Genomic DNA, 19,790 nt, shown 5'->3' with positions numbered 1-19,790 from the left:
TCAGGGCGTCACCAACCGATACCCCACCCCTGCCTCGGTGATGATGAACCGCGGCGCGGTGGGGTCATCCCCCAGCTTCTGCCGCAGGTGCCCCACCACGATGCGCAGGTAGTGGGTGTCGTCGACATGGGTCGGCCCCCAGATATCCTTGAGCAGTTGCTGCTGGGTGATCACCCGCCCGGGGTGCCCGGCCAGTTGCGCCAGCAACGCATACTCCTTGCGCGTCAGCGCCACCTCGACGCCCTCCAGGGTCACCTTGCGATAGGCAAAATCCACCACCAACGGCCCAAAGCTCGCCGCCGACGTGGCTGCCCCCACCTGGGGTGCCTGGCGCAGCAACGCCCGCACCCGGGCGAGGAATTCCTGGATACCGAAGGGCTTGGTCACGTAGTCGTTGGCCCCGCCGTCAAGCGCATCGACCTTCTGCACTTCGCTGGCACGCACCGACAGCACCATCACCGGTACCGTGCTCCATTCACGCAGTTCGCGCAGCACCTGCTGGCCGTCCATGTCCGGCAGGCCGAGGTCGAGCACCACCAGGTCGGGCTTGTTCAGGGCGGCCTGGGCCAGGCCCTCGCTACCGGTGCCGGCCTCGATCACCTTGTAGCCCTGGGACGCCAGGCTGATACGCAGGAACTTGCGGATCTGCGGCTCGTCGTCGATGACCAGCAGGGTGGCGGCTTGGCTCATGGGGCTTCACTTTCGGTGTCGGGTTGGGTCGGCAGCGGCAAGCATAGAGTGATGCGGGTGCCGTGGCCATCGATGCCATCGTCGACCAGGATGCGCCCGCCATGGGCACCGATCATGCCCTGGCAGATCGCCAGGCCCAGGCCGGTGCCCTGCCCGCCCCGATCGCCGCGGGCGGCGGTGTAGAACATGTCGAAGATCTTCTCGCGCTCGTCCTGGGGGATGCCGGGGCCCTCGTCGGCGACCGCTAGGCACAGCTGTTCATCCTGCACCGAGACCTGCAGTTGCAGCCGGCCGTTGGCCGGGGAAAAGCGCGCGGCGTTTTCCAGCACGTTGATCAGCGCCTGCTCGATCAGCGCCGCGTGCACGAACAGCAGCGGCAGCTCGGGCGGGACTTCGGTGTGCACGCGCAGGGGCGCCAGCACCACGCGCAAGCGGTTGAGGGCGCTGCCGACGATATCGGCCGGGGCTACCCAGTCGCGGGCCAGCTTGAGCGTGCCGTGGCCCAGGCGGGTCATGTCCAGCAGATTCTGAATGTAGCGATCCAGGCGCTCGGCTTCGTTGCGAGTGCCTTCCAGCAGCTCGCGGCGGTCGTCCGGGGGGATGGCGTCGCCCAGCGCCAGCAGGCTGTCGATACTGCCGCGCATCGACGTCAGCGGCGTGCGCAGGTCATGGGAGACCGAGGCGAGCAAGGCGCTGCGCAGTTGTTCGGTTTCACCATGCAGGCGGGCGGCTTCCAGTTGCTCGCCCAGGCGGGCGCGGGCCAGGGCCTGGGCCAGGGGCTGCGCCAGGGCCATCAACAGTCGGCGACGCGGGTCACTCAGTGGTTCGCCGTCGCGTGGGCGGATGCCGAGCAGGGCCAGGGGTTGTTCCTCCACGGCCAGCGGCCACCACCACCAGCGGCCGTGGGGCAAGGTGTCACTGCCAAAGCCCGCGGCCTGGCCATGTTGCCAGGCCCATTCGGCGGCGGCGCGTTCATTGTCGGTGAAGGCTGGCGAGCCACCACTGGCCACCTGCAGCAGGCCGTCGGCGCTGCGTTCGAGCAGACACACCTGCACGCCCTGCCAGCCATCCATATGCTGGCCGGCAGCGCTGAACACCGCCTGGCGGTCGGTGGCCACGGTCAGGCGGCGCGACAGGTCGAGCAACTGGCGGGTCTCTGCCTGGGTCTCGCGCAACGCCTGCAACTGGCGGCGTTGGCGCGCGGCGAGGTTGCCGGTCAGCGCGGCCATCAGCAGGAAGAACACCAGGGTCAGCACGTCCTCTTCGCGCTGGATGGCAAAGGAGAAGTTCGGCGGTATGAACAGGAAATCGTAGGTGAGGAACGACAGCGCCGCGCACGCCAGCGCCGGCCCCAGGCTGCTGCGCACCGCCACCAGCAGCACGGCGGCGAGGAACACCAGGGAAATGTTGGGCAGCGCCAGCACGCTCGACACGGCCCAGGCCAGGCCTGCGGCCAGCAGCGTGGCGACCAGCGCCAGCACATAATGGCGCCACACCCATACGCGCTTTACCGCCGTGCGCGCCGCTGGCGGCTGGGCATCGCGGTCGAGCACGTTGATCTCCAGGCCGTGGCTCTCACGCAGCAGGCGCGCCGCCACGCCGGCGCCGAACAGGCGCCGGCGCAACAGGTCACGGGACTGGCCCACCAGTACCAGGCTGGCGCGGCGCTCGGCGGCGTGCTGGATCAGCGTGCGCGCCACTTCGCCGGCGCGCAGCAGCACCACTTCGCCGCCAAGGCGCTCGGCCAGTTGCTGGGCGGCCTGCAAGCGATGGCGGGCCGTTTCGTCGCGCAGGCGGCCGTTGTCGACGTGGACCACGCTCCATGGCAGATGGCGACGCTGGGCGACACGGCAGGCATGGCGCACCAGGCGTTCGGCCTGCTCGTCGCCATCGATACCCACCAGCAGCCGGCCGCGCAGGGCCGGGGCTTCCTGGCCGCGCTGGCGGTAGCCGCTGGCCAGGTCCGCGTCCACCTGGGCGGCGGCGGTCTGCATGGCCAGCTCGCGCAGGGCGGTGAGGTTGGTCTGGGAGAAATAGGCCTCGATGGCCGCCCGCGCCTGCTCGGGCACGTAGACCTTGCCCTCGCGCAAGCGCTCGAGCAGCTCGCGCGGCGGCAGGTCGATCAGCACCAGTTCGAAGGCTTCCTGCAGCACCCAGTCGGGCAACGTCTCGCGCACCTGCACACCGGTGATGTCGCGGACCTTGTCGTTGAGGCTTTCCAGGTGCTGGACGTTGACCGTGGTGTAGACGTCGATGCCGGCGGCGAGCAGTTCCTGCACGTCCTGCCAGCGCTTGGCGTGGCGGCTGCCGGGGGCGTTGGTGTGCGCCAGTTCGTCGACCAGCACCAGCGGTGGCGCGGCCTTGAGCAGGCCGTCGAGGTCCATTTCCTCGAGCATCACGCCGCGGTATTCGCTGCGCAGCAGGGGTTGTTGGGTCAACCCGCCGAGCAGGGCTTCGGTCTCGGCGCGACCGTGGGTCTCGACCACCCCCGCCACCACCTGAACGCCCTGGCGTTGCTGGGCGTGGGCGGCCTGGAGCATGGAAAAGGTCTTGCCGACCCCGGGCGCGGCGCCGAGGAACACCTTGAGCCTGCCGCGGCCTTCGCGGGGCAGGCCGGCCAACAGCGCGTCGGCGCGGGTGGGGTTGCTCATGCTTCATCCTTCAAAATGTAACGAATGAGGGCCTGCCGGCGATGGGCCGCAAAGCGGCCCCGGCTTCAGTGGCTCGGCGCAAGGCGTTCAAGCGCCTGGTTCAACGCCAGCACATTCACCACCGGCGGCCCGACCAATGGCCGCAGGGTGGCCCCATTCACCAACGCTTGCAAGCGCTCCTCCGAGACCTGCCGCGCCGCCGCCACGCGCGGCAGCTGGTAGGCGATGGCCTCGGGCGGCAGGTGCGGGTCCAGCCCGCTGCCGGAGGTGGTCAACAGCGCCTGGGGCACTGGCCCCTGCTGCGCCTGGTACTGCTGGGAAGCGTCAGTCCTGACCCGTTCGGCCAGCGCCGGGTTGCTCGGCGCCAGGTTGCTCGCGCCACTGGCCACGGTGGCATAGGCGCCCGCCGAAGGCCGCGACTGGAACCAGCCGTCGCCCTTGAATTCCTGGGCGATCAGCGCCGAGCCGCGCACCTGGCCACGGTCATCGCGCACCAGGCTACCGTTGGCCTGCTCAGGGAAGGCGACCTGGGCGATGCCGGTCACCGCCAGGGGGTACAGCGCGCCGGTGACCACGGTCATCAGCAGGACCAGGCTCAGGGCCGGGCGTACATAAGCGGTCATGTCAGTCTCTCCTCAGACCAGGTGCAGCGCAGTAAGCAGCATGTCGATCAGCTTGATCCCGGCGAACGGCACGACAATGCCGCCCAGGCCGTAGATCAGCAGGTTGCGCCGCAGCAAATGGGCGGCGCTGGCGGCCTGCACCCGTACCCCACGCAGCGCCAGGGGGATCAGCACGATGATGATCAGCGCGTTGAACACGATGGCCGAGAGGATCGCGCTCTGCGGGCTGGCCAGGTGCATCAGGTTGAGCACGCCCAACTGCGGGTAGATGGCGGCGAACAGCGCCGGCAGGATGGCGAAGTACTTGGCCACGTCGTTGGCGATGGAGAAGGTGGTCAGCGCGCCGCGGGTGACCAGCAGCTCCTTGCCCACTTGCACCACGTCCAGCAGCTTGGTCGGGTCGCTGTCCAGATCGACCATGTTGGCCGCCTCGCGGGCCGCCTGGGTGCCGTCGTTCATGGCCATGCCGACATCGGCCTGGGCCAGGGCCGGCGCGTCGTTGGCGCCGTCGCCGCACATGGCCACCAAGCGCCCGTCGTTCTGCTCCTGGCGGATCCGCGCCAGCTTCTTCTCCGGGGTGGCCTCGGCGAGCACGTCATCGACGCCCGCCTCGGCGGCGATGGCGGCGGCGGTCAGCGGGTTGTCGCCGGTGACCATCACGGTGCGGATACCGAGCTTGCGCAGTTCGGCGAAGCGCTCGCGGATACCGGGCTTGACCACGTCCTTGAGGTGGATCACGCCGAGCAGATGCTTGTCGACGCATACCAACAGCGGGGTACCGCCGCTCTGGGCAATGCGCTCCACCTCACGAGCCAGGGCGGTGGGCAGCTCCAGGCGTTGCAGGCCGCAGAAGGCCAGCACCGCGTCGACGGCGCCCTTGCGGTAGCGGCGCTGCTGGAAATCGATGCCCGACAGGCGCGTCTCGGCGCTGAAGGCGATGGCTTCGTACTGGTTGCTCGCAGGTTCCGCGAAATCGTGCAACTGGCGCAGGTACTCGACGATCGACTTGCCTTCGGCAGTGTCATCGGCCAGCGAGGCCAGCAAGGCGCCCTCCCCCAGCTCCTTGGCGGTCACCCCGGAGGCTGCGTGCAGCGCGCTGCACCGACGGTTGCCGAAGGTGATGGTGCCGGTCTTGTCGAGCATCAGCGTGTGCACGTCGCCTGCCGCTTCCACGGCGCGGCCAGAGCGGGCGATCACGTTCAGGCGCACCAGGCGGTCCATGCCGGCGATGCCGATGGCCGACAACAGGCCGCCGATGGTGGTGGGGATCAACGTCACCAGCAGCGCGGCGAGGAAGATCAGCGGCAGCTCGCCGCCGGCGAAGCGGGCGAACGGCTGCAAGGTCACCACCACGATCAGGAAGATCAGGGTCAGGCCGATCAGCAGGATGTCGAGGGCGATCTCGTTGGGGGTCTTCTGCCGCTTGGCGCCCTCGACGAGGGCGATCATGCGGTCCAGGGTCGACTCGCCGGGGTTGCTGGTGATGCGGATCAGCAGCCAGTCGGAGACCAGGCGGGTGTTGCCGGTAACGGCCGAACGGTCACCGCCGGACTCGCGAATCACTGGCGCGGACTCGCCGGTGATGGCCGCCTCGTTGACTGCGGCGATGCCTTCGAGCACCTCGCCGTCGCCTGGGATCAGCTCACCGGCCACCACGCGCACCACGTCGTCCTTGCGCAACTGGGTGGCGGCGACCGTCTCGAACGTACCGTCACTCTTGCGGCGCTTGGCGGCCAGGCCCTGGCTGCCGGCCTTGAGGCTGTCGGCGCGGGCCTTGCCACGGCCTTCGGCGAGGGCTTCGGCGAAGTTGGCGAACAGCACGGTGAACCATAGCCACACGGTGATCTGCACGGCCACTGAAGTGCTCACGCCACTTTCAGGGGCAAAGCAAAGCACGGTGGTCAGCATGGCAGTGAGGGCCACCACCAGCATCACCGGGGCGCGCCTGAGCTGGCGCGGGTCGAGCTTGACGAAGGCCTGCACCAGCGCCGGGCGCCACAGGGCGGCGAAACGGGTCTGGTCCTTGGCGCTATGACGCGCCTTCACTTCGGGAATGGGCATGTTCATGGTGTGTTCCTCAGAAACCCAGGCTCAGGTGTTCGGCGATTGGCCCCAGGGCCAGGGTCGGCAGGAAGGTCAGGCCACCGACCAGCAGGATGGTCACCAGCAGCAGCGTGGTGAACAGCGGGCCGTGGGTGGGGAAGCTGTTCAGGCCTTGCGGCGCGCTCTTCTTGGCCGCCAGGCTGCCGGCCAGGGCCAGCACCGGCAGGATGTAGCCGAAGCGGCCGATCAGCATGGCCAGGCCGATCATCACGTTGTGGAACGGGGTGTTGGCGCCGAAGCCGGCGAAGGCCGAGCCATTGTTGGCGGTACCGGAGGTGTAGGCGTACAGCAGTTGGCTGAAGCCGTGGGCGCCGGGGTTGGTCACCGCACCGGCAGGCCCAGGCAGGCTGGCGGCGATGGCGCCGAGCACCAGCACGCCCACCGGCATCACCAGCAGGGTCGCCACCAGCAGTTGTACTTCACGGGCCTGCAGCTTCTTGCCCAGGTATTCCGGGGTGCGGCCGATCATCAGGCCGGCCAGGAACACGGCGATCAGCACGAACAGCAGCATGCCGTAGAGGCCGGCGCCGACGCCGCCGAAGATCACCTCGCCAAGCATCATGTTGACCATCGCCACCATGCCGGTCAGCGGGTTGAGGCTGTCGTGCATGGCGTTGACCGAACCGTTGGAGGCCGAGGTGGTGGTCACCGTCCACAACACCGAACCGGTGGTGCCAAAGCGGCTTTCCTTGCCTTCCAGCGGCGCGCTCTGCTGCACCTGGGCGCTTTCCAGGGCCGGGTTGGGCTGGTGTTCCGACCACAGCGCGGTACTGCCGCCGATCAGGAACAGCGCCAGCATGCAGGCGATGATCGCGCGGCTCTGGCGCAGGTCCTTCACATAGTGGCCAAAGGTGAATACCAGGGCCACCGGGATCAGGATGATCGAGGCCACTTCGAACAGGTTGCTCCAGGCCGTGGGGTTCTCGAACGGGTGCGCCGAGTTGACGCCGAAGAAGCCACCACCGTTGGTACCCAACTGCTTGATGGCGATCTGGCTGGCGGCCGGGCCCAGCGGGATTGTCTGGTCGGTGCCTTGCAGGGTCAGGGCGTGGACATAGTCGGCAAAGGTCTGCGGCACGCCTTGCCAGACCAGCAGCAGCGCCAGCACCAGGCACAGCGGCAGCAGGCCGTAGAGGGTGGCGCGGGTCAGGTCGACCCAAAAGTTGCCCAGGGTATTGGCCGAGCGACGGGCGATGCCCCGGCACAGGGCGACCAGCACGGCCAGGCCGGTGGCGGCACTGACGAAGTTCTGCACGGTCAGGCCGATCATTTGCGTCAGGTAGCTGACCGAGGCTTCACCGCTGTAGGCCTGCCAGTTGGTGTTGGTCATGAAGCTGACCGCAGTGTTGAACGCCAGCGACCATTCCTGGCCCGGCAGGTGCTGCGGGTTCAGTGGCAGCGAGCCTTGCAGCAGCAGCACGGCGAACAACAGCAGGAAGCCCGCGAGGTTGAAGGCCAGCAGCGCCAGGGTGTACTGCTTCCAGCCCTGCTCTTGTTCGGCGTTCACCCCGGCCAGGCGGTAGCAGCCCCGCTCCACCGGCCCAAGGAGGGGAGACAGCCAGGTACGCTGGCCTTCCATCACCTTGTAGTAGAAGCGTCCGAGCCAGGGCGCCGGCAACAGCACGATGGCGAAGAACGCCAGCAGCAGCAGGTAATCGTAACTGTGCATGGTCGCCCCTTAGCCGCGATCGGCGCGCAGCAGCGCCACCAGCAGGTAAACCGCCAACGCCACCGCCAGAAGCAGTGACAGCCCGTCGAGCATGTACATGTGCAATCTCCCCTAGTTGCGGCGTGAAGGCCGCTTTGGGGAAATTGTCCGAGGGAGGGGCGTAAAGGGGCGAGATGGGGGGTGGGGTCAGGGCATAAAGAAAGCGTAAAGATCGCTGATGTATCGCGGGGCAAGCCCGCGATGGAGATCAGCGCTGCGGCGTGTGCTGCGCGGTATTGCGGCTCCAGTCCAGCAACAGGCTGTAGCCCACCGCCAGCAAGGTCGGCCCGATGAACAGCCCGATGAAGCCGAACGCGATCAGGCCGCCGAACACCCCGAGCAGCACGATGACCAGCGGCAAGTTACCGCCGCGGCTGATCAGGTACGGCTTGAGCACGTTGTCCACGCCACTGATGATGAAGGTGCCCCAGACGCCCAGGAATACCGCCATGCCGTAGTCGCCCTTCCACACCAGCCAGGCGGTGGCCGGTATCCACGCCAGCGGCGGACCCATGGGGATCAGGCTGAGCATGAAGGTCACCAGGCCCAGCACGATGGCCCCCGGCACGCCGGCGATCAGGAAACCGATCAGCGCCAGCAGCGCCTGGGCGGCAGCGGTGCCGATCACGCCGTTGACCACCCGCTGCACAGTGCCGGCGACCAGGTCGACGTAGTACTCGGCGCGCTCGCCCACCAGCCGTTGCAGCAGGCGGTGCACGAACGCCGCCAGGCGTGGCCCGTCGCGGTAGAAGAAGAACACGAACACCAGGCTCAGGGTCAGCTCCAGCACCCCGCCGCCGATCTGCGCGCTGCGGGCCAGCAACCAGTTGCCGACCTGCCCCAGGTACGGCTTGGCCGAGGCCAACAAGGCCGCGCCCTGCTGGTCGAAGGACTCCCACCAGCCAACCAGGCGCTCGCCCACGAATGGGATCCCGGCCACCCAGGCGGGCGCGTCCGGCAGGCCATCGACCTGCACATCGCGAATGAACGCGGTGGCATCACGCACATGATCGGCCAGGTTGAACCCCAGCCACACCAGCGGCATGGCCACCAGCAGGATCCACACCGTGGTCAGCAGGCTCGCGGCGAGGGTTTCGCGGCCGCCCAGCACGCGGGTCAGCAAGCGCATCAGCGGCCAGCTGGCGAAGGCCAGGATGGCGCCCCACAGCAGCGCCGAGATGAACGGCGCCATCACCCACAGCGCGGCGCCCAGCAGGGTCAGCAGCAGGATCTGGATCAACAGGCGGTCATTGTTGGCCATGGTGGCGCTCACTCAACGGATCAGTTCCAGGTGCAGGCCTTCGGTCGGGGCGTCGCCCACCTCGAGCCGGGCACTGCGCACGCCGGCCTTGACCAGTTGCTCGCGCCAGGCTTCGGCGCCCTTGCCACTGAGGCTGGCGCGCAGGGTGCTATCGAGGTTCAGGCTGCGGGCCAGCAGCGTTGCCCAGGCGGCCTGGGGCTCGGCCAGGTCAGGGTAGTCGAGCTTGCCGGTGTCGCGCAGTTCGCGCAGCACCGTGGCGGCGGTGGGCAGCAGCTCGCCCAACGGACTGCCGGCGACGAACTCCTCGACATGCAGGTAGGCGCGGCGGTTGCCGCGGGTCACGCTGTACAGCGCCACCAGGGTGTCGGCTTCTTCGGCGGAGCGGCGCAACAGGATGAATGCCTGTTGCTCGTCACCGCCATTGAGGCGGGCGTTGGCAAACACGTCATTGGCCCACAGGCTGGCTTCGCCGCAGTCGCGGCCCTGGCACCAGAACAACGGGTAGCCACCGTCCTGCTGCAACGCTTCGCGGGCGCTGGTGAAGGCTTCGCGGGCGCTGCGCTCGACCGGCAGTTCGTAGGTCACGGAACTGACCTGGCCACGGCTCTCGACCTTGTCCTCGACCCGCAGCCGGCCGCTGATCTTGCGCAGCGGGCCCATGGGATAGACGCGTTCCTGCTCCACTGCCGGGCGTTGGTCGACCACCTTGGCGTCTGCGGGTACCGGCAGGCTGCCAGCCCAGAGCAGCGGGCTGGCAATGGCGAGGCACGCGGCGATGGCGCCGCGAACGAAAACAGGTGCGCTCATCGACCGCCCTCGCAGGTGGCGGGGCAAGGTGCGTGGATGTCTGGCATGTACATGGTTGTCTCCCTTTCAACCCGCCAAGCCTCGACACTTGTCCGGTGCAAGTCAAGGAATGCCAAAGAAGCGATTGAAACAGTCTGCGACAAGGGCCGCGCCCTCGGCGTCGTTCAGGTGCAGATGGTGCCCGCCCGGCAAGGTCACCTGCTCGAAGGGTAGCTGCTCCAGCAGTTCCGTGTGGCGCGCCAGCATGCCGTCGGCGGCAACCACCAGGCACGCCGGGCAGGCGATGCGCTTGACGAAGGCCATGGCCTGGTCCTGGTTCAGCCGGGTTGGCGAAGGCAAGGTGAGGCGGCTGTCGCTGCGCCAGCTGTAGCCGCCCGGCACCGGCATCAGGCCGCGCTGGGCCAGCAACTCGGCGGCTTCGCGGCTGACCGCGACCATGCCCTTCATGCGCGCCTCGACGCCCTCCTCCAGGGTCGGGTACACCGACTTGCGCTTGCCCTCCAGGCGCAGCTGCGCCTGCAAGGCCAGCCCCAGGCGCTCGGCAGCGTCCTGCTCGCTGAGCGTCGGTGGGATCACCCCGTCGATCAGCGCCAGGTGGCTGACCCGCTCGGGCAAGGCGCCGGCCAGTTGCACCGAGATGATCGCGCCGAGCGAATGACCGAGCAGGCCGAAGCGCTCCCAGCCCAGTTGTTCGGCAACCCGCAACACGTCATGGGCGTAGTCGGCCAGGGCATAGCCGGCACCGACCGGGCGATGCTCGGAATAGCCATGCCCGGCCAGGTCCAGGGCGACGATGCGCAGCCCCTTCAGCTGCGGCGCCAGGCGGGCGAAGCTGTTGGCGTTGTCCAGCCAGCCATGCAGGGCGATCACCGGCAGGCCGTCGGCCGGACCGAACAGGTGCGCGGCCATCTCGATATGGCCCAGCGTCAGGCGGATCTCCTCGACCTGGGCGCTCATACCTGGCTCCAGCGGTCGAACAGGCCCTTGATCAGGCTGGCAGTGTCGGTGGGCCGCTCCAGCGGGAACATGTGCCCGCCCGGCAAGCTGTGGTATTCGCCCTTGGCCATGCCGCGCACGGCCAAGGCGTGGTGTTTGCGGATCACTCGGCTCTGGGCGCCGCGCACCATCGCCAGCGGCACCTGGAGCTGACGTGGCCTGGCCGGGCTGACATGCGGAATGCTGCGGTAGATGCTGATCTCGGTGGCCGGGTCGAAGCGCAGGCGCAGACCGTCCTCGCCCTGCTCCAGGCCATGTTCCAGGTAGGCTTCCAGGCACTCCGGATCGAAGTGGCGGAACAAGGTCTTGCCGGCGAAGTAGCGGCGGGCGCTGTCGCGGTCGGCGAAGGCCTCGCGCCTACCCAGTGTGCGCCCGGCCGGGGTGATGCGGTCGATGAAACCCAGGCGCTTGGCGGCCTGGATCAGCCATTCGTCGGCGCGGGTCAGCACCGGCGAATCGAGCATCACCACCCCACGGTAGAACTCCGGCCGGCGCAGCGCCGCATGCAGGTGCAACACGCCGCCGAGGGAGTGGCCGACACCCCAGACCGGTGCGTCCTGCCGTTCCAGGTGATGCAGCAGTTCGTCCACCAGGTTCTGCCAGTTGTCGTTGACCGGAAAGCGCGGATCATGGGCGTGCTGTTCCAGGTGGTGCACCTGGTAGTCCGGCGCCAGCGCGGCGAACAGCTTGCCGTAGGTGGCCGAAGGGAAGCCATTGGCGTGGGCGAAGAAGATCTGCTGCGACATGGCCGCCTGCTCTGCACGGGGATGGATGGCCCATTGTCGGCAAGCGACCGGCTGGCGGCAACGTCCTGAACGGTCATCGCCAGTGACGATCAGGTCATCACGGGTCGAGCCTGGCCATCGAACGGTGCAGGCAGGCACGCATATAGGCCAGTTGCCATTCGAGGGCTTCGCGGGCCAGCTGGCGGTCCTGCTGAGTATCCGCCAGCCGACGCAGCGCCAGGCAGCTGGATTGCAGCAGGTGCGCCATGCGGATGCCGGACTGGCGCAGTTGCTCGAACTCGTACTGGCCTTCGAAGCGGCGCAGCAGCTGGTCGAGCTTGGCGTCGGCACAGTCGCGCAACAGGCAGTACTCGGCAAAGTCCAGCGCAGCGGGGCTGTCCAGCTTGTCGATCACGCTCTGGGGATTGACGGAGCGCACCAGCTCCAGGCGTTGCCTGCTCATCCATGATTCCTTGCGCGGCGTTGTGATCATGCACGCCGCCACGCTAAGGCCCACACGACCCGAACGGCAACTGGCATAAATGCCAGTTGCCAGGGGTCAGCCAGGGTGGTTGAGGCTGCGCAGGGTCATCAGGCCGGCCAGCGGCCAGTCACCCTCCAGCTCGGCCAGGCTGGCCGTGCTCAAAGGTGCCGGTTGCTGGGCATGACCGTGCTCAAGCAGACCAACCAGGTTGCCCACCAGGGGTTGGTGGCTGACCAGCAGGACATGCTCGAGCCCCAGGCGCTCGATCTCTCCGATCGCCTGCTGCACGTCACTCTCTGGCGTCAGCCAGGGCACGGTACGCACCGGCTCGGAAAAACCGAGGGCGCCGTGCACCAGGGCGGCGGTCTGCTGGGCACGCACGTAGGGGCTGGCGATGATTGCCTGCAACGGCTGGCCCAACAGGTGCGCGGCGCTGCGCAGCACCTGCTCGCGACCGTGGGCGGTCAGGCGCCGCTCGGTGTCGCTGTTGGCCCGTGGCTCGGCTTCGCCATGGCGCAGCACCCAAAGCTTCACAGCTTGGGCTCCTCGTCACGCACCGGGTGTGGCGCCGGGGCCACGGCGTGGGGCGCCTCGCCTTCCGGGGTGCGCGGGGTCGGCCAGTCGGCGAACGGCCAGGGTTTTTGGTCGCTGTGGAAGGTGCCGAAACGGCCGATCTGTGCCAGGTACTGGCTCAGGCTGTCGCCGAAGTTCATCAGGCTGGCGCTGGGCGCGCCGTAGATCAGGCGGTAGATCAGCTGCACCAGCACCAGGCCGCCAAGCAGCAGCTCGGCCAGTTGCCAGGCCACCAGGAACACCAGCATCCACAGCACGCGCAGGATGATCGACTCGCGCTGGGCGCGCTCCGGGGTATCGTTCATACGTTTCTCCCTCAGTTGAAACCGCTGGTGGAAATGAAATCGACATCGGTCTTCGGCTCGGCGCGCATCAGGTGCTCGATCACCTGATTGAGCGTGCGGCCCTCGAACAGGATCGCGTGCAGGCCCGCCACCAGCGGCATGTACACGCCCACCTCCTGGGCCTTGGCCTTGAGCACCTTGAGGGTGTTGACGCCTTCGGCGACCTCGCCCAGGCGGCTGACCGCCTGCTCGAGGCTCAGCCCCTGGCCCAGCGCATGACCGACCTGGTAGTTGCGGCTCTTGGGCGAGGAGCAGGTGACGATCAGGTCACCGACCCCGGCCAGCCCGAGGAAGGTCATGGGGTTGGCGCCCTGGCTCACGGCGAAGCGGGTCATCTCGGCCAGGGCCCGGGTAATCAGCATGCTCTTGGTGTTCTCGCCCATCCCCAGGGCCACGGCCATGCCGGCGATGATGGCGTAGACGTTCTTCAACGCACCGCCCAGCTCGACGCCGAAGCGATCGCTGCTGGCGTAGACACGGAACGTGCGGCCATGCAGCACGGCCTGCACCTGCTGGCACAGCGCTTCGTCCTCGCTGGCGACCACGGTGGCGGTCAACGCATGCTCGGCAATCTCGCGGGCCAGGTTGGGGCCTGACAGCACGCCGATGCGTGCCTGGGGGGCGATCTCTTCGAGGATCTGGCTCATCAGCTTGAAGGTGTTCGCCTCGATGCCCTTGGTCAGGCTGACCAGGCCCTTGCCGCGCAGCAGCTCGGCGTGGGGCGCCAGCACACTGCGCAAGGCGCTGGAGGGCAAGGCGACGAAGATCAACGCGCTGCCCTGCAGGGTGGCGAGCAGGTCGTTGACCGGTTCGACACCATCATGCAGGCGGATGCCCTTGAGGTAACGCGGATTCTCGCGGTCGACGCGCATTGCCTCGGCTTGCGCCGGGTCGCGCATCCACTGCCGTACCGGATGGCCGTTCTGTGCCAAGAGGTTCGCCACGGCGGTGCCGAAGCTGCCGCCGCCAAGAACTGCAACAGGTTGCTGTTCAGTCATATCCAATCCGTTAACCAATAAAGTAAGTGGCGACGTGCGCATTATACGGCGCGCATGCGCCAGAGCCAGTGGCAGTACCCACCCATTGGCAGGGCGGGCCTGTCATGGTGTCGCACTGGCAAAAGCCGCACGGTCGGTTAACATGCCTGATTCATTTCTGAAACAAGGCCGTTTCGTGTTCCCTGGCACGCCCCCGTACCCCCGCCTGCTGTTGCTGACTGCCCTGCTGGGCGGCCCGGCCGTGGCCGATGACCTGTTCATCGACAACCAGGACCTGCCGCAGGTTCTGACCGCCACGCGCCTGAAACAATCCCCGGCGGCGGTTCCGGGCAGCATGACCGTGCTCGACAACGAGCTGATCCGTGCCAGCGGTGCCCGCGACATCCCCGAGCTGCTGCGCCTGGTGCCGGGCATGATGATCGGCTACGGCGCCGGCAACCAGCCGACGGTCAACTACCACGGCAGCAACGTCAGCGACGCCCGACGCATGCAGGTGCTGATCGATGGCCGCTCGGTGTACCGCGCGGGGCTGGCCACGGTGGACTGGAGCGACATCCCCGTGGCCATCGAGGATATCGAGCGCATCGAGGTGTTCCGCGGCCCGAACACGGTCAGCTACGGCGCCAACGCGCTGATGGCGGTGGTCAACATCCTCACCCGCAACCCGGCCGACAGCCATGGCACGCGGGTCAAGCTGACCCGCGGCCAGGACGGCATCAACGACTACTACGCAAGCCAGGGCTTCGGCTGGGACAGCGGCGACCTGCGCCTGTCGCTCTCCGGCCAGCAGGACGACGGCTTCGATCAGGACCAGTTCGGCCGCGACTACCGCGACAGCCGCCGCGCCAACCGCATCAACATCAATGCCGTGCATACCCTGGCGCCTGACCAGACCCTGGAATGGCAACTGGCGGCCAAGGAAGGCAGCAACCAGCGCCCCTACACCTACCAGCCGGTGTTCGGCAACTACCGCGCTGGCGACAACGCCGACGTCAACGCCAAGGACTACGCCGGCTCGGTGCGCTGGAACCTCGACCTCAACCCCGAGCACAGCCTGTATGTGCAGGGCTCGGCGCAGCATTTCGACCGCCAGCAGGTGTGGCGCGCCTGCGATGCGGCAATTGCCTTCAGCCCCGAGCTGACACGCCTGTGGCAGCTCGACCCGAACTTCGCCGAGAAGGTCGCGCGCAACCTGTACACCGGCAACCTGCCCAGCACCACCAATCCGGTGCTCGGCTCGCTGATGGGCCAGGTGCAGAACCAGTGGACCAGCGGCGGGCGCAACACGATCTGCGGCGACGTCGACCAGAGCACCCGCGAAACCCGCTATGACCTGGAAATCCAGGACACCCTGAGCCTCACCGACAGCCTGCGCCTGGTCAGCGGCATGAACTACCGCTACGACCGCGCCGACTCGCAGACCTACTTCAACGGCAGCATCGACGACCAGACCTGGCGCCTGTTCGGCCAGCTCGAATGGCGCGCCGACGAGCACTGGATCCTCCAGGGCGGCGCCATGTACGAACACTCGCAGCTGTCGGGCAACTCGCTGACCCCGCGTGTGGCGGTGAACTACCTGATCACCCCTCGCCATGGCTTGCGCGCGGTGTATTCCGAGGCCATCCGCTCGCCGGACATGTTCGAGAACAACGTCAACTGGAGCTACACGGTCAAGAACCTCTCGCCCAACCTGTACGGGCTGCAGAACGGCGAATATTTCGTCAAGACCCGCGGCCCCGGCAACCTCGACCAGGAACGCATGCGTTCGCGAGAACTCGGCTACAACGGCGCCTTCAGCGACATCGACCTGAACATCGACGTGAAACTGTTCTACGACGAGATCACCGGCATGATCAGCGAGCCGTTGAAGAACAACCAGTTCATCGCCAGCAACGCCAACAAGGCCCGTTTCAGCGGCAGCGAGGCGCAGTTCGACTGGCGCGCCACCCAGCGCGACCGCCTGCGCCTGACCTATGCCTATGTCGACGCCTGGGCCAGCAACCCGGCCGATCGCCGCCTGAGTGCGCGCAACAGCGGCTCGGCCGGCTGGCTGCGCGACTGGGGCGAGGGCTGGTCCAGCGCCCTCTTCTATTACGGCGACGATGCCCTCAACCAGTACCGCTACGAGCGGGTCGACCTGCGCGTGGCCAAGCGCTTCAAGATCCACGGCAGCAACCTGGAACTGGCCGCGCTGTGGCAGCAGCGCCTGGATGACGAACCGGTCACCCTCGAGCAGAACCGCTATGACAGCCGCCACCGCCTGAGCGTCAGCGCGGAGCTGGAGTTCTGATGGTGCGCCTGCTGCGCCTGCTGCTGTTGTGCCTGTGGCCCTTGGGATCGCTGTCGGCCAGCGAGATCCTGCTGGTCGGCGGCGAAGACCAGCCCGGCATCCGCAGCTTCGTCGCAGCCCTGGAAAAGCGCAGGCCCCACGACCAGGTGCGGTTCCAGACCGTCGAGCAGTTGCCTGGTCCGGGCAAGCTTAAAGCCGACACCCGCCTGGTGCTGCTCGACATCCCGGCCCTGGAATGGCGGCTGACGGAGGCAACCGGGCCATCGGCCCTTGCGCTACGTATCAGCCGGGTCCAGGCCGAGCAACGCCTGGGGGTGTCGCGCCCCGCCTACCTCACCTTGCTGTGGAGCGATCCGCCCCTGGCCCGGCAACTGCGCCTGACCCGCTACCTGCTACCGCAGGCGCGGCGCATCGGCGTGCTGTATGGCGAACACAGCCGCTTCCTGCTCGACGAGCTGCGCCAGGTCGCCCGCCCGCTGGGCCTGGAGATCGTCGCCCAGGACTGGCCCGACGTGCGCGACAGCCGCCCCTTGCAGCAGTTGCTGAACAACAGTGATGTGCTGCTGGGGCTGGACGACCCCGAGCTGTACAACTCCAAGTCGGCCAAGAACGTGCTGCTCAGCAGCTATGGCCGGCAGATGGCGCTGATCGGCCCGAACGTCGGCTTCGTCCGCGCCGGCGCCCTGGCCAGCACCTACAGCGACCAGGACGATTGGCTGGCGGTGCTCGAGCAGTTGCTCGACCAGCCACCGGCGCGCTGGCCGCGCAGCCTCTACCCTACGCACTTTGGTGTCAGCGGCAACCAGCAGGTGGCCCGTGCTCTGGGCCTGGAAGCGATCGACCCGGACGCCGCCGCCCTGGCCCTTGCCGAAGGAGCCCCCACCCCATGAGCAAGCGCCTGAGCTGGGACATCCACACCCGCACCCAGATCATCAGCCTGGGCCCCGCCCTGTTGCTGACCCTGCTGCTGATCAGCTTCTTTACCTTCGTACGCATCCAGGACTTGCGCCAGGAGCTCAACCACACCGGGCAGCTGATCGCCAACCAGCTGGCGCCGGCCTCCGAGTACGGGGTGATTTCGGGCAACAACGAGGTGCTCGAGAGCCTGATGCGCGCCACCTTGAGCATTCCCCACGTGCGATTCCTCGAGGTGCAGGACAGCCGCAACCATATCCTGGTGTACGTCGAGCAGCCCGATGAAAGCCTCAGTCGCGCCCAGCGGGTCGAGGTGTTCCAGGCGCCGATCCGTTTGCAGCAGATCCGCCTGGACAACGACTTCCTGCAGGGCAAGACCCCGCCGCCGAACATCGGCGACGACTACCTCGGGCGGGTGATCGTCGGCATGTCCGACGATGCCTTCAGCCAGCGCCAGCAGGAGATCGTAATCAAGGCTGCGATCCTCGCGCTGTTCGCCCTGCTGTTCACCTTCCTGCTGGCCCGCCGCCTGGCCACCAGCCTGTCCAGGCCGATCAGCGAGATGGGCCATGCGGTCCGCGCCATCCAGCAGGGCGACTTCAACGCGCCCTTGCCGGTGGTCGACGACAGCGAGCTGGGCCATCTGGCCCGGCACATCAACAACCTGGCCAGCGCCCTCGACCAGGCCGCCCATGAACAACAACAGGCCATGGGCCAACTGATCCAGGCCCGCGAAGAGGCCGAGCAGGCCAACCGCGCAAAATCCGACTTCCTGGCAATGATGAGCCACGAGCTGCGCACGCCCATGAACGGTGTGCTGGGCATGCTGCAGTTGCTCGAAACCACCGAACTGACCGGTGAGCAGGCCGAATACACCGCGGTGGCCAGCGAATCCACCGGGCATCTGCTCAAGGTGATCAACGACATCCTCGATTTCTCGCGGATCGAGCGCACCACCCTCGAGCTTGAGCACATCGATTTCAACCTCGGCGACCTGATCACCAGCAGCGTGCAGTCGTTCCAGCACACCGCCCAGCAGCGCAACCTCGACCTGCGCCTGCAACTGCCCCCCGGTATGCACCAATTGCAGGTGGTGGGCGACCCGACGCGGATCCGTCAGATCCTGCTCAACCTGGTGGGCAACGCGCTGAAATTCACCGAGCGTGGCGAAGTGGCGATCGAGGCGCGCTGGCAAGTGCTCGACCGCCAGCTGATCTGGCTGACCTGCACCGTGCGCGACACCGGCATCGGCATCGACAGCAACCGCCTGGAAATGATGTTCGTGGCCTTCCAGCAGGCCGACAACACCATCTCCCGCCGCTACGGCGGCACCGGCCTGGGCCTGTCGATTGCCCGCACCCTGGCCGAACGCATGGGTGGCCAGTTGCGCGGCGAGAGCCGTGAAGGGCTGGGTTCGACCTTCACCCTGGAAATGCCGCTGGCACTGGCCAGCCCACCCAGCGCCCTGCCCGGTGTCGCAACACAGGACCAGGCGGCGACTGAAGGTGGCGGGCGGATCCTGCTGGTGGAGGACAACCCGGTCAACCAGAGCGTCATCGAGGCCATGCTGCGCAGCCTGGGCTTCGAGGTCAGCCTGGCCATGGATGGCGCCCAGGCAATCGAACTGGTCGGCCAGCAGCGGTTCGCCGCGGTGCTGATGGATTGCCGCCTGCCCCAGGTGGACGGATACGAGGCGACCCGACGCATCCGCCTGCTGCCGCAGGCTGAAGGGTTGCCGATCATCGCCCTGACCGCCAGCGCATTGCAGGGCGATCGCGAACGCTGTCTGGCCGCCGGGATGAACGATTACCTGAGCAAGCCGTTCAAACGTACCGACCTGCAGCGCATCCTGCGCCGCTGGTTGCCCGGTCAGACAGTTGCGACTGGCGATAAATGCTAAAGTGCGGCAGTCTTAAGGACTGGACAGGACCGCCTCAGGGCCGGAAAATAACATTTCAGTGCACACCTGTACTTCTTTTGCCAGGTGCGCTGTGACTTTCACCACAACGCAATAGTCTACCTGTAGGCTGCCGCCTCGGATGCAAAGCGCTTCGGGCCGGCCGGGAAGATTCGTCCCCTGCCACAGGGGGTTATTGAGGAGCTCGCATGACCAAACAAAACGCCTTTACTCGGGAAGACCTGCTGCGCTGCAGTCGCGGTGAGCTGTTCGGCCCCGGTAATGCGCAACTGCCCGCCCCGAACATGCTGATGGTCGATCGCATCACCCACATCAGCGAGGAAGGCGGCAAGTTCGGCAAAGGTGAATTGGTCGCCGAGCTGGATATCAATCCAGACCTGTGGTTCTTCGCCTGCCACTTCGAAGGCGACCCGGTGATGCCAGGCTGCCTGGGCCTCGATGCCATGTGGCAGCTGGTCGGCTTCTTCCTCGGCTGGCAGGGCCTGCCGGGCCGTGGCCGTGCGCTCGGTTCGGGCGAAGTGAAATTCTTCGGCCAGGTACTACCCACCGCCAAGAAAGTCACCTACAACATTCACATCAAGCGCGTCCTCAAGGGCAAGCTGAACATGGCCATCGCCGATGGCTCGGTCAGCGTCGACGGGCGCGAGATCTACACCGCCGAAGGCCTGCGGGTCGGCGTGTTCACCTCCACTGACAATTTCTAA

Annotated in this window: 18 protein-coding genes; 4 read left to right on the top strand and 14 right to left on the bottom strand. The window is 67.3% G+C overall.

Annotation, left to right across the window (positions count from 1 at the left end; all coding sequences use genetic code 11):
- The 14 genes from AAHK21_RS22250 to AAHK21_RS22185 all read right to left on the bottom strand — a co-directional run bounded on the left by AAHK21_RS22250 (position 1) and on the right by AAHK21_RS22185 (position 13,963).
- Complete coding sequence (locus AAHK21_RS22250) at positions 1-690, bottom strand: response regulator (RefSeq protein ID WP_367858341.1); 690 nt, start codon at positions 688-690, stop codon at positions 1-3.
- Positions 687-3,341 (bottom strand): DUF4118 domain-containing protein, encoded by a 2,655-nt coding sequence (locus tag AAHK21_RS22245; protein ID WP_367858340.1) that lies wholly within the window; start codon positions 3,339-3,341, stop codon positions 687-689. Before AAHK21_RS22245 ends, AAHK21_RS22250 begins: the two co-directional genes overlap by 4 nt.
- 65 nt (positions 3,342-3,406) lie before the next feature.
- Positions 3,407-3,964 (bottom strand): potassium-transporting ATPase subunit KdpC, encoded by a 558-nt coding sequence (kdpC, locus tag AAHK21_RS22240; protein WP_367858339.1) that lies wholly within the window; start codon positions 3,962-3,964, stop codon positions 3,407-3,409.
- Positions 3,965-3,976: 12 nt separating this feature from the next.
- On the bottom strand, positions 3,977-6,031 hold the full coding sequence (kdpB, locus tag AAHK21_RS22235) for a potassium-transporting ATPase subunit KdpB (RefSeq protein WP_046854788.1): 2,055 nt from the start codon (positions 6,029-6,031) through the stop codon (positions 3,977-3,979).
- 10 nt (positions 6,032-6,041) lie between these two features.
- On the bottom strand, positions 6,042-7,736 hold the full coding sequence (gene kdpA, locus AAHK21_RS22230; protein ID WP_367858338.1) for a potassium-transporting ATPase subunit KdpA: 1,695 nt from the start codon (positions 7,734-7,736) through the stop codon (positions 6,042-6,044).
- Positions 7,737-7,745: 9 nt separating this feature from the next.
- Positions 7,746-7,835, bottom strand: a complete 90-nt coding sequence (gene kdpF / locus AAHK21_RS22225) for a K(+)-transporting ATPase subunit F (protein WP_011534724.1) — start codon at positions 7,833-7,835, stop codon at positions 7,746-7,748.
- A 148-nt stretch (positions 7,836-7,983) separates the two neighbouring features.
- Positions 7,984-9,036, bottom strand: a complete 1,053-nt coding sequence (locus AAHK21_RS22220) for an AI-2E family transporter (RefSeq protein ID WP_046857716.1) — start codon at positions 9,034-9,036, stop codon at positions 7,984-7,986.
- 12 nt (positions 9,037-9,048) lie between these two features.
- On the bottom strand, positions 9,049-9,843 hold the full coding sequence (locus tag AAHK21_RS22215) for a DUF4892 domain-containing protein (protein ID WP_367858337.1): 795 nt from the start codon (positions 9,841-9,843) through the stop codon (positions 9,049-9,051).
- A 102-nt stretch (positions 9,844-9,945) separates the two neighbouring features.
- Positions 9,946-10,800 (bottom strand): alpha/beta hydrolase, encoded by an 855-nt coding sequence (locus tag AAHK21_RS22210; protein WP_367858336.1) that lies wholly within the window; start codon positions 10,798-10,800, stop codon positions 9,946-9,948.
- Positions 10,797-11,585: an alpha/beta fold hydrolase gene (locus tag AAHK21_RS22205; RefSeq protein WP_367858335.1), complete on the bottom strand. Its 789-nt coding sequence runs from the start codon at positions 11,583-11,585 to the stop codon at positions 10,797-10,799. Before AAHK21_RS22205 ends, AAHK21_RS22210 begins: the two co-directional genes overlap by 4 nt.
- Before the next feature lie 97 nt (positions 11,586-11,682).
- Positions 11,683-12,027, bottom strand: a complete 345-nt coding sequence (locus AAHK21_RS22200; RefSeq protein ID WP_367858334.1) for a hypothetical protein — start codon at positions 12,025-12,027, stop codon at positions 11,683-11,685.
- 96 nt (positions 12,028-12,123) lie between these two features.
- Positions 12,124-12,582 carry a phosphohistidine phosphatase SixA gene (sixA, locus tag AAHK21_RS22195; RefSeq protein WP_367858333.1) on the bottom strand — a complete coding sequence of 153 codons (459 nt, stop codon included), beginning with the start codon at positions 12,580-12,582 and terminating at the stop codon, positions 12,124-12,126.
- Positions 12,579-12,926 carry a DUF4389 domain-containing protein gene (locus tag AAHK21_RS22190; RefSeq protein ID WP_038706498.1) on the bottom strand — a complete coding sequence of 116 codons (348 nt, stop codon included), beginning with the start codon at positions 12,924-12,926 and terminating at the stop codon, positions 12,579-12,581. Before AAHK21_RS22190 ends, sixA begins: the two co-directional genes overlap by 4 nt.
- Before the next feature lie 11 nt (positions 12,927-12,937).
- A complete protein-coding gene (locus AAHK21_RS22185) occupies positions 12,938-13,963 on the bottom strand; it encodes an NAD(P)H-dependent glycerol-3-phosphate dehydrogenase (protein ID WP_038706499.1) in 1,026 nt (341 codons plus the stop codon).
- A gap of 142 nt (positions 13,964-14,105) precedes the next feature.
- Here AAHK21_RS22185 and AAHK21_RS22180 point away from each other — a divergent pair, with 142 nt between their 5' ends.
- The 4 genes from AAHK21_RS22180 (at position 14,106) to fabA (ending at position 19,790) form a co-directional block, all read left to right on the top strand.
- Positions 14,106-16,253 (top strand): TonB-dependent receptor plug domain-containing protein, encoded by a 2,148-nt coding sequence (locus tag AAHK21_RS22180; protein ID WP_367858332.1) that lies wholly within the window; start codon positions 14,106-14,108, stop codon positions 16,251-16,253.
- Positions 16,253-17,143, top strand: a complete 891-nt coding sequence (locus tag AAHK21_RS22175) for an ABC transporter substrate-binding protein (RefSeq protein ID WP_367858331.1) — start codon at positions 16,253-16,255, stop codon at positions 17,141-17,143. The genes AAHK21_RS22180 and AAHK21_RS22175 overlap by 1 nt, the downstream gene beginning before the upstream one ends.
- Positions 17,140-19,068, top strand: a complete 1,929-nt coding sequence (locus AAHK21_RS22170) for an ATP-binding protein (RefSeq protein WP_367858330.1) — start codon at positions 17,140-17,142, stop codon at positions 19,066-19,068. Before AAHK21_RS22175 ends, AAHK21_RS22170 begins: the two co-directional genes overlap by 4 nt.
- A gap of 206 nt (positions 19,069-19,274) precedes the next feature.
- Positions 19,275-19,790 carry a 3-hydroxyacyl-[acyl-carrier-protein] dehydratase FabA gene (fabA, locus tag AAHK21_RS22165; protein ID WP_023631260.1) on the top strand — a complete coding sequence of 172 codons (516 nt, stop codon included), beginning with the start codon at positions 19,275-19,277 and terminating at the stop codon, positions 19,788-19,790.

It is taken from the genome of Pseudomonas sp. TE50-2 (genome assembly GCF_040813665.1).
Taxonomy (GTDB): Bacteria; Pseudomonadota; Gammaproteobacteria; order Pseudomonadales; family Pseudomonadaceae; genus Aquipseudomonas; species Aquipseudomonas soli.
This window is presented reverse-complemented; position numbering and strand designations above follow the sequence as displayed.

Excerpts from the sequence above, each read along its gene's own strand:
- AAHK21_RS22190 (WP_038706498.1), bottom strand. The coding sequence starts at position 12,926 with ATGAACGATACCCCGGAGCGCGCCCAGCGCGAGTCGATCATCCTGCGC.
- AAHK21_RS22180 (WP_367858332.1), top strand. The coding sequence starts at position 14,106 with ATGCCTGATTCATTTCTGAAACAAGGCCGTTTCGTGTTCCCTGGCACG.
- AAHK21_RS22215 (WP_367858337.1), bottom strand. The coding sequence starts at position 9,843 with ATGAGCGCACCTGTTTTCGTTCGCGGCGCCATCGCCGCGTGCCTCGCC.
- AAHK21_RS22200 (WP_367858334.1), bottom strand. The coding sequence starts at position 12,027 with ATGAGCAGGCAACGCCTGGAGCTGGTGCGCTCCGTCAATCCCCAGAGC.
- kdpF (WP_011534724.1), bottom strand. The coding sequence starts at position 7,835 with ATGTACATGCTCGACGGGCTGTCACTGCTTCTGGCGGTGGCGTTGGCG.
- fabA (WP_023631260.1), top strand. The coding sequence starts at position 19,275 with ATGACCAAACAAAACGCCTTTACTCGGGAAGACCTGCTGCGCTGCAGT.
- AAHK21_RS22175 (WP_367858331.1), top strand. The coding sequence starts at position 16,253 with ATGGTGCGCCTGCTGCGCCTGCTGCTGTTGTGCCTGTGGCCCTTGGGA.
- AAHK21_RS22245 (WP_367858340.1), bottom strand. The coding sequence starts at position 3,341 with ATGAGCAACCCCACCCGCGCCGACGCGCTGTTGGCCGGCCTGCCCCGC.
- AAHK21_RS22220 (WP_046857716.1), bottom strand. The coding sequence starts at position 9,036 with ATGGCCAACAATGACCGCCTGTTGATCCAGATCCTGCTGCTGACCCTG.
- AAHK21_RS22210 (WP_367858336.1), bottom strand. The coding sequence starts at position 10,800 with ATGAGCGCCCAGGTCGAGGAGATCCGCCTGACGCTGGGCCATATCGAG.
- AAHK21_RS22205 (WP_367858335.1), bottom strand. The coding sequence starts at position 11,585 with ATGTCGCAGCAGATCTTCTTCGCCCACGCCAATGGCTTCCCTTCGGCC.
- kdpB (WP_046854788.1), bottom strand. The coding sequence starts at position 6,031 with ATGAACATGCCCATTCCCGAAGTGAAGGCGCGTCATAGCGCCAAGGAC.
- kdpC (WP_367858339.1), bottom strand. The coding sequence starts at position 3,964 with ATGACCGCTTATGTACGCCCGGCCCTGAGCCTGGTCCTGCTGATGACC.
- AAHK21_RS22185 (WP_038706499.1), bottom strand. The coding sequence starts at position 13,963 with ATGACTGAACAGCAACCTGTTGCAGTTCTTGGCGGCGGCAGCTTCGGC.
- AAHK21_RS22170 (WP_367858330.1), top strand. The coding sequence starts at position 17,140 with ATGAGCAAGCGCCTGAGCTGGGACATCCACACCCGCACCCAGATCATC.
- AAHK21_RS22250 (WP_367858341.1), bottom strand. The coding sequence starts at position 690 with ATGAGCCAAGCCGCCACCCTGCTGGTCATCGACGACGAGCCGCAGATC.
- kdpA (WP_367858338.1), bottom strand. The coding sequence starts at position 7,736 with ATGCACAGTTACGATTACCTGCTGCTGCTGGCGTTCTTCGCCATCGTG.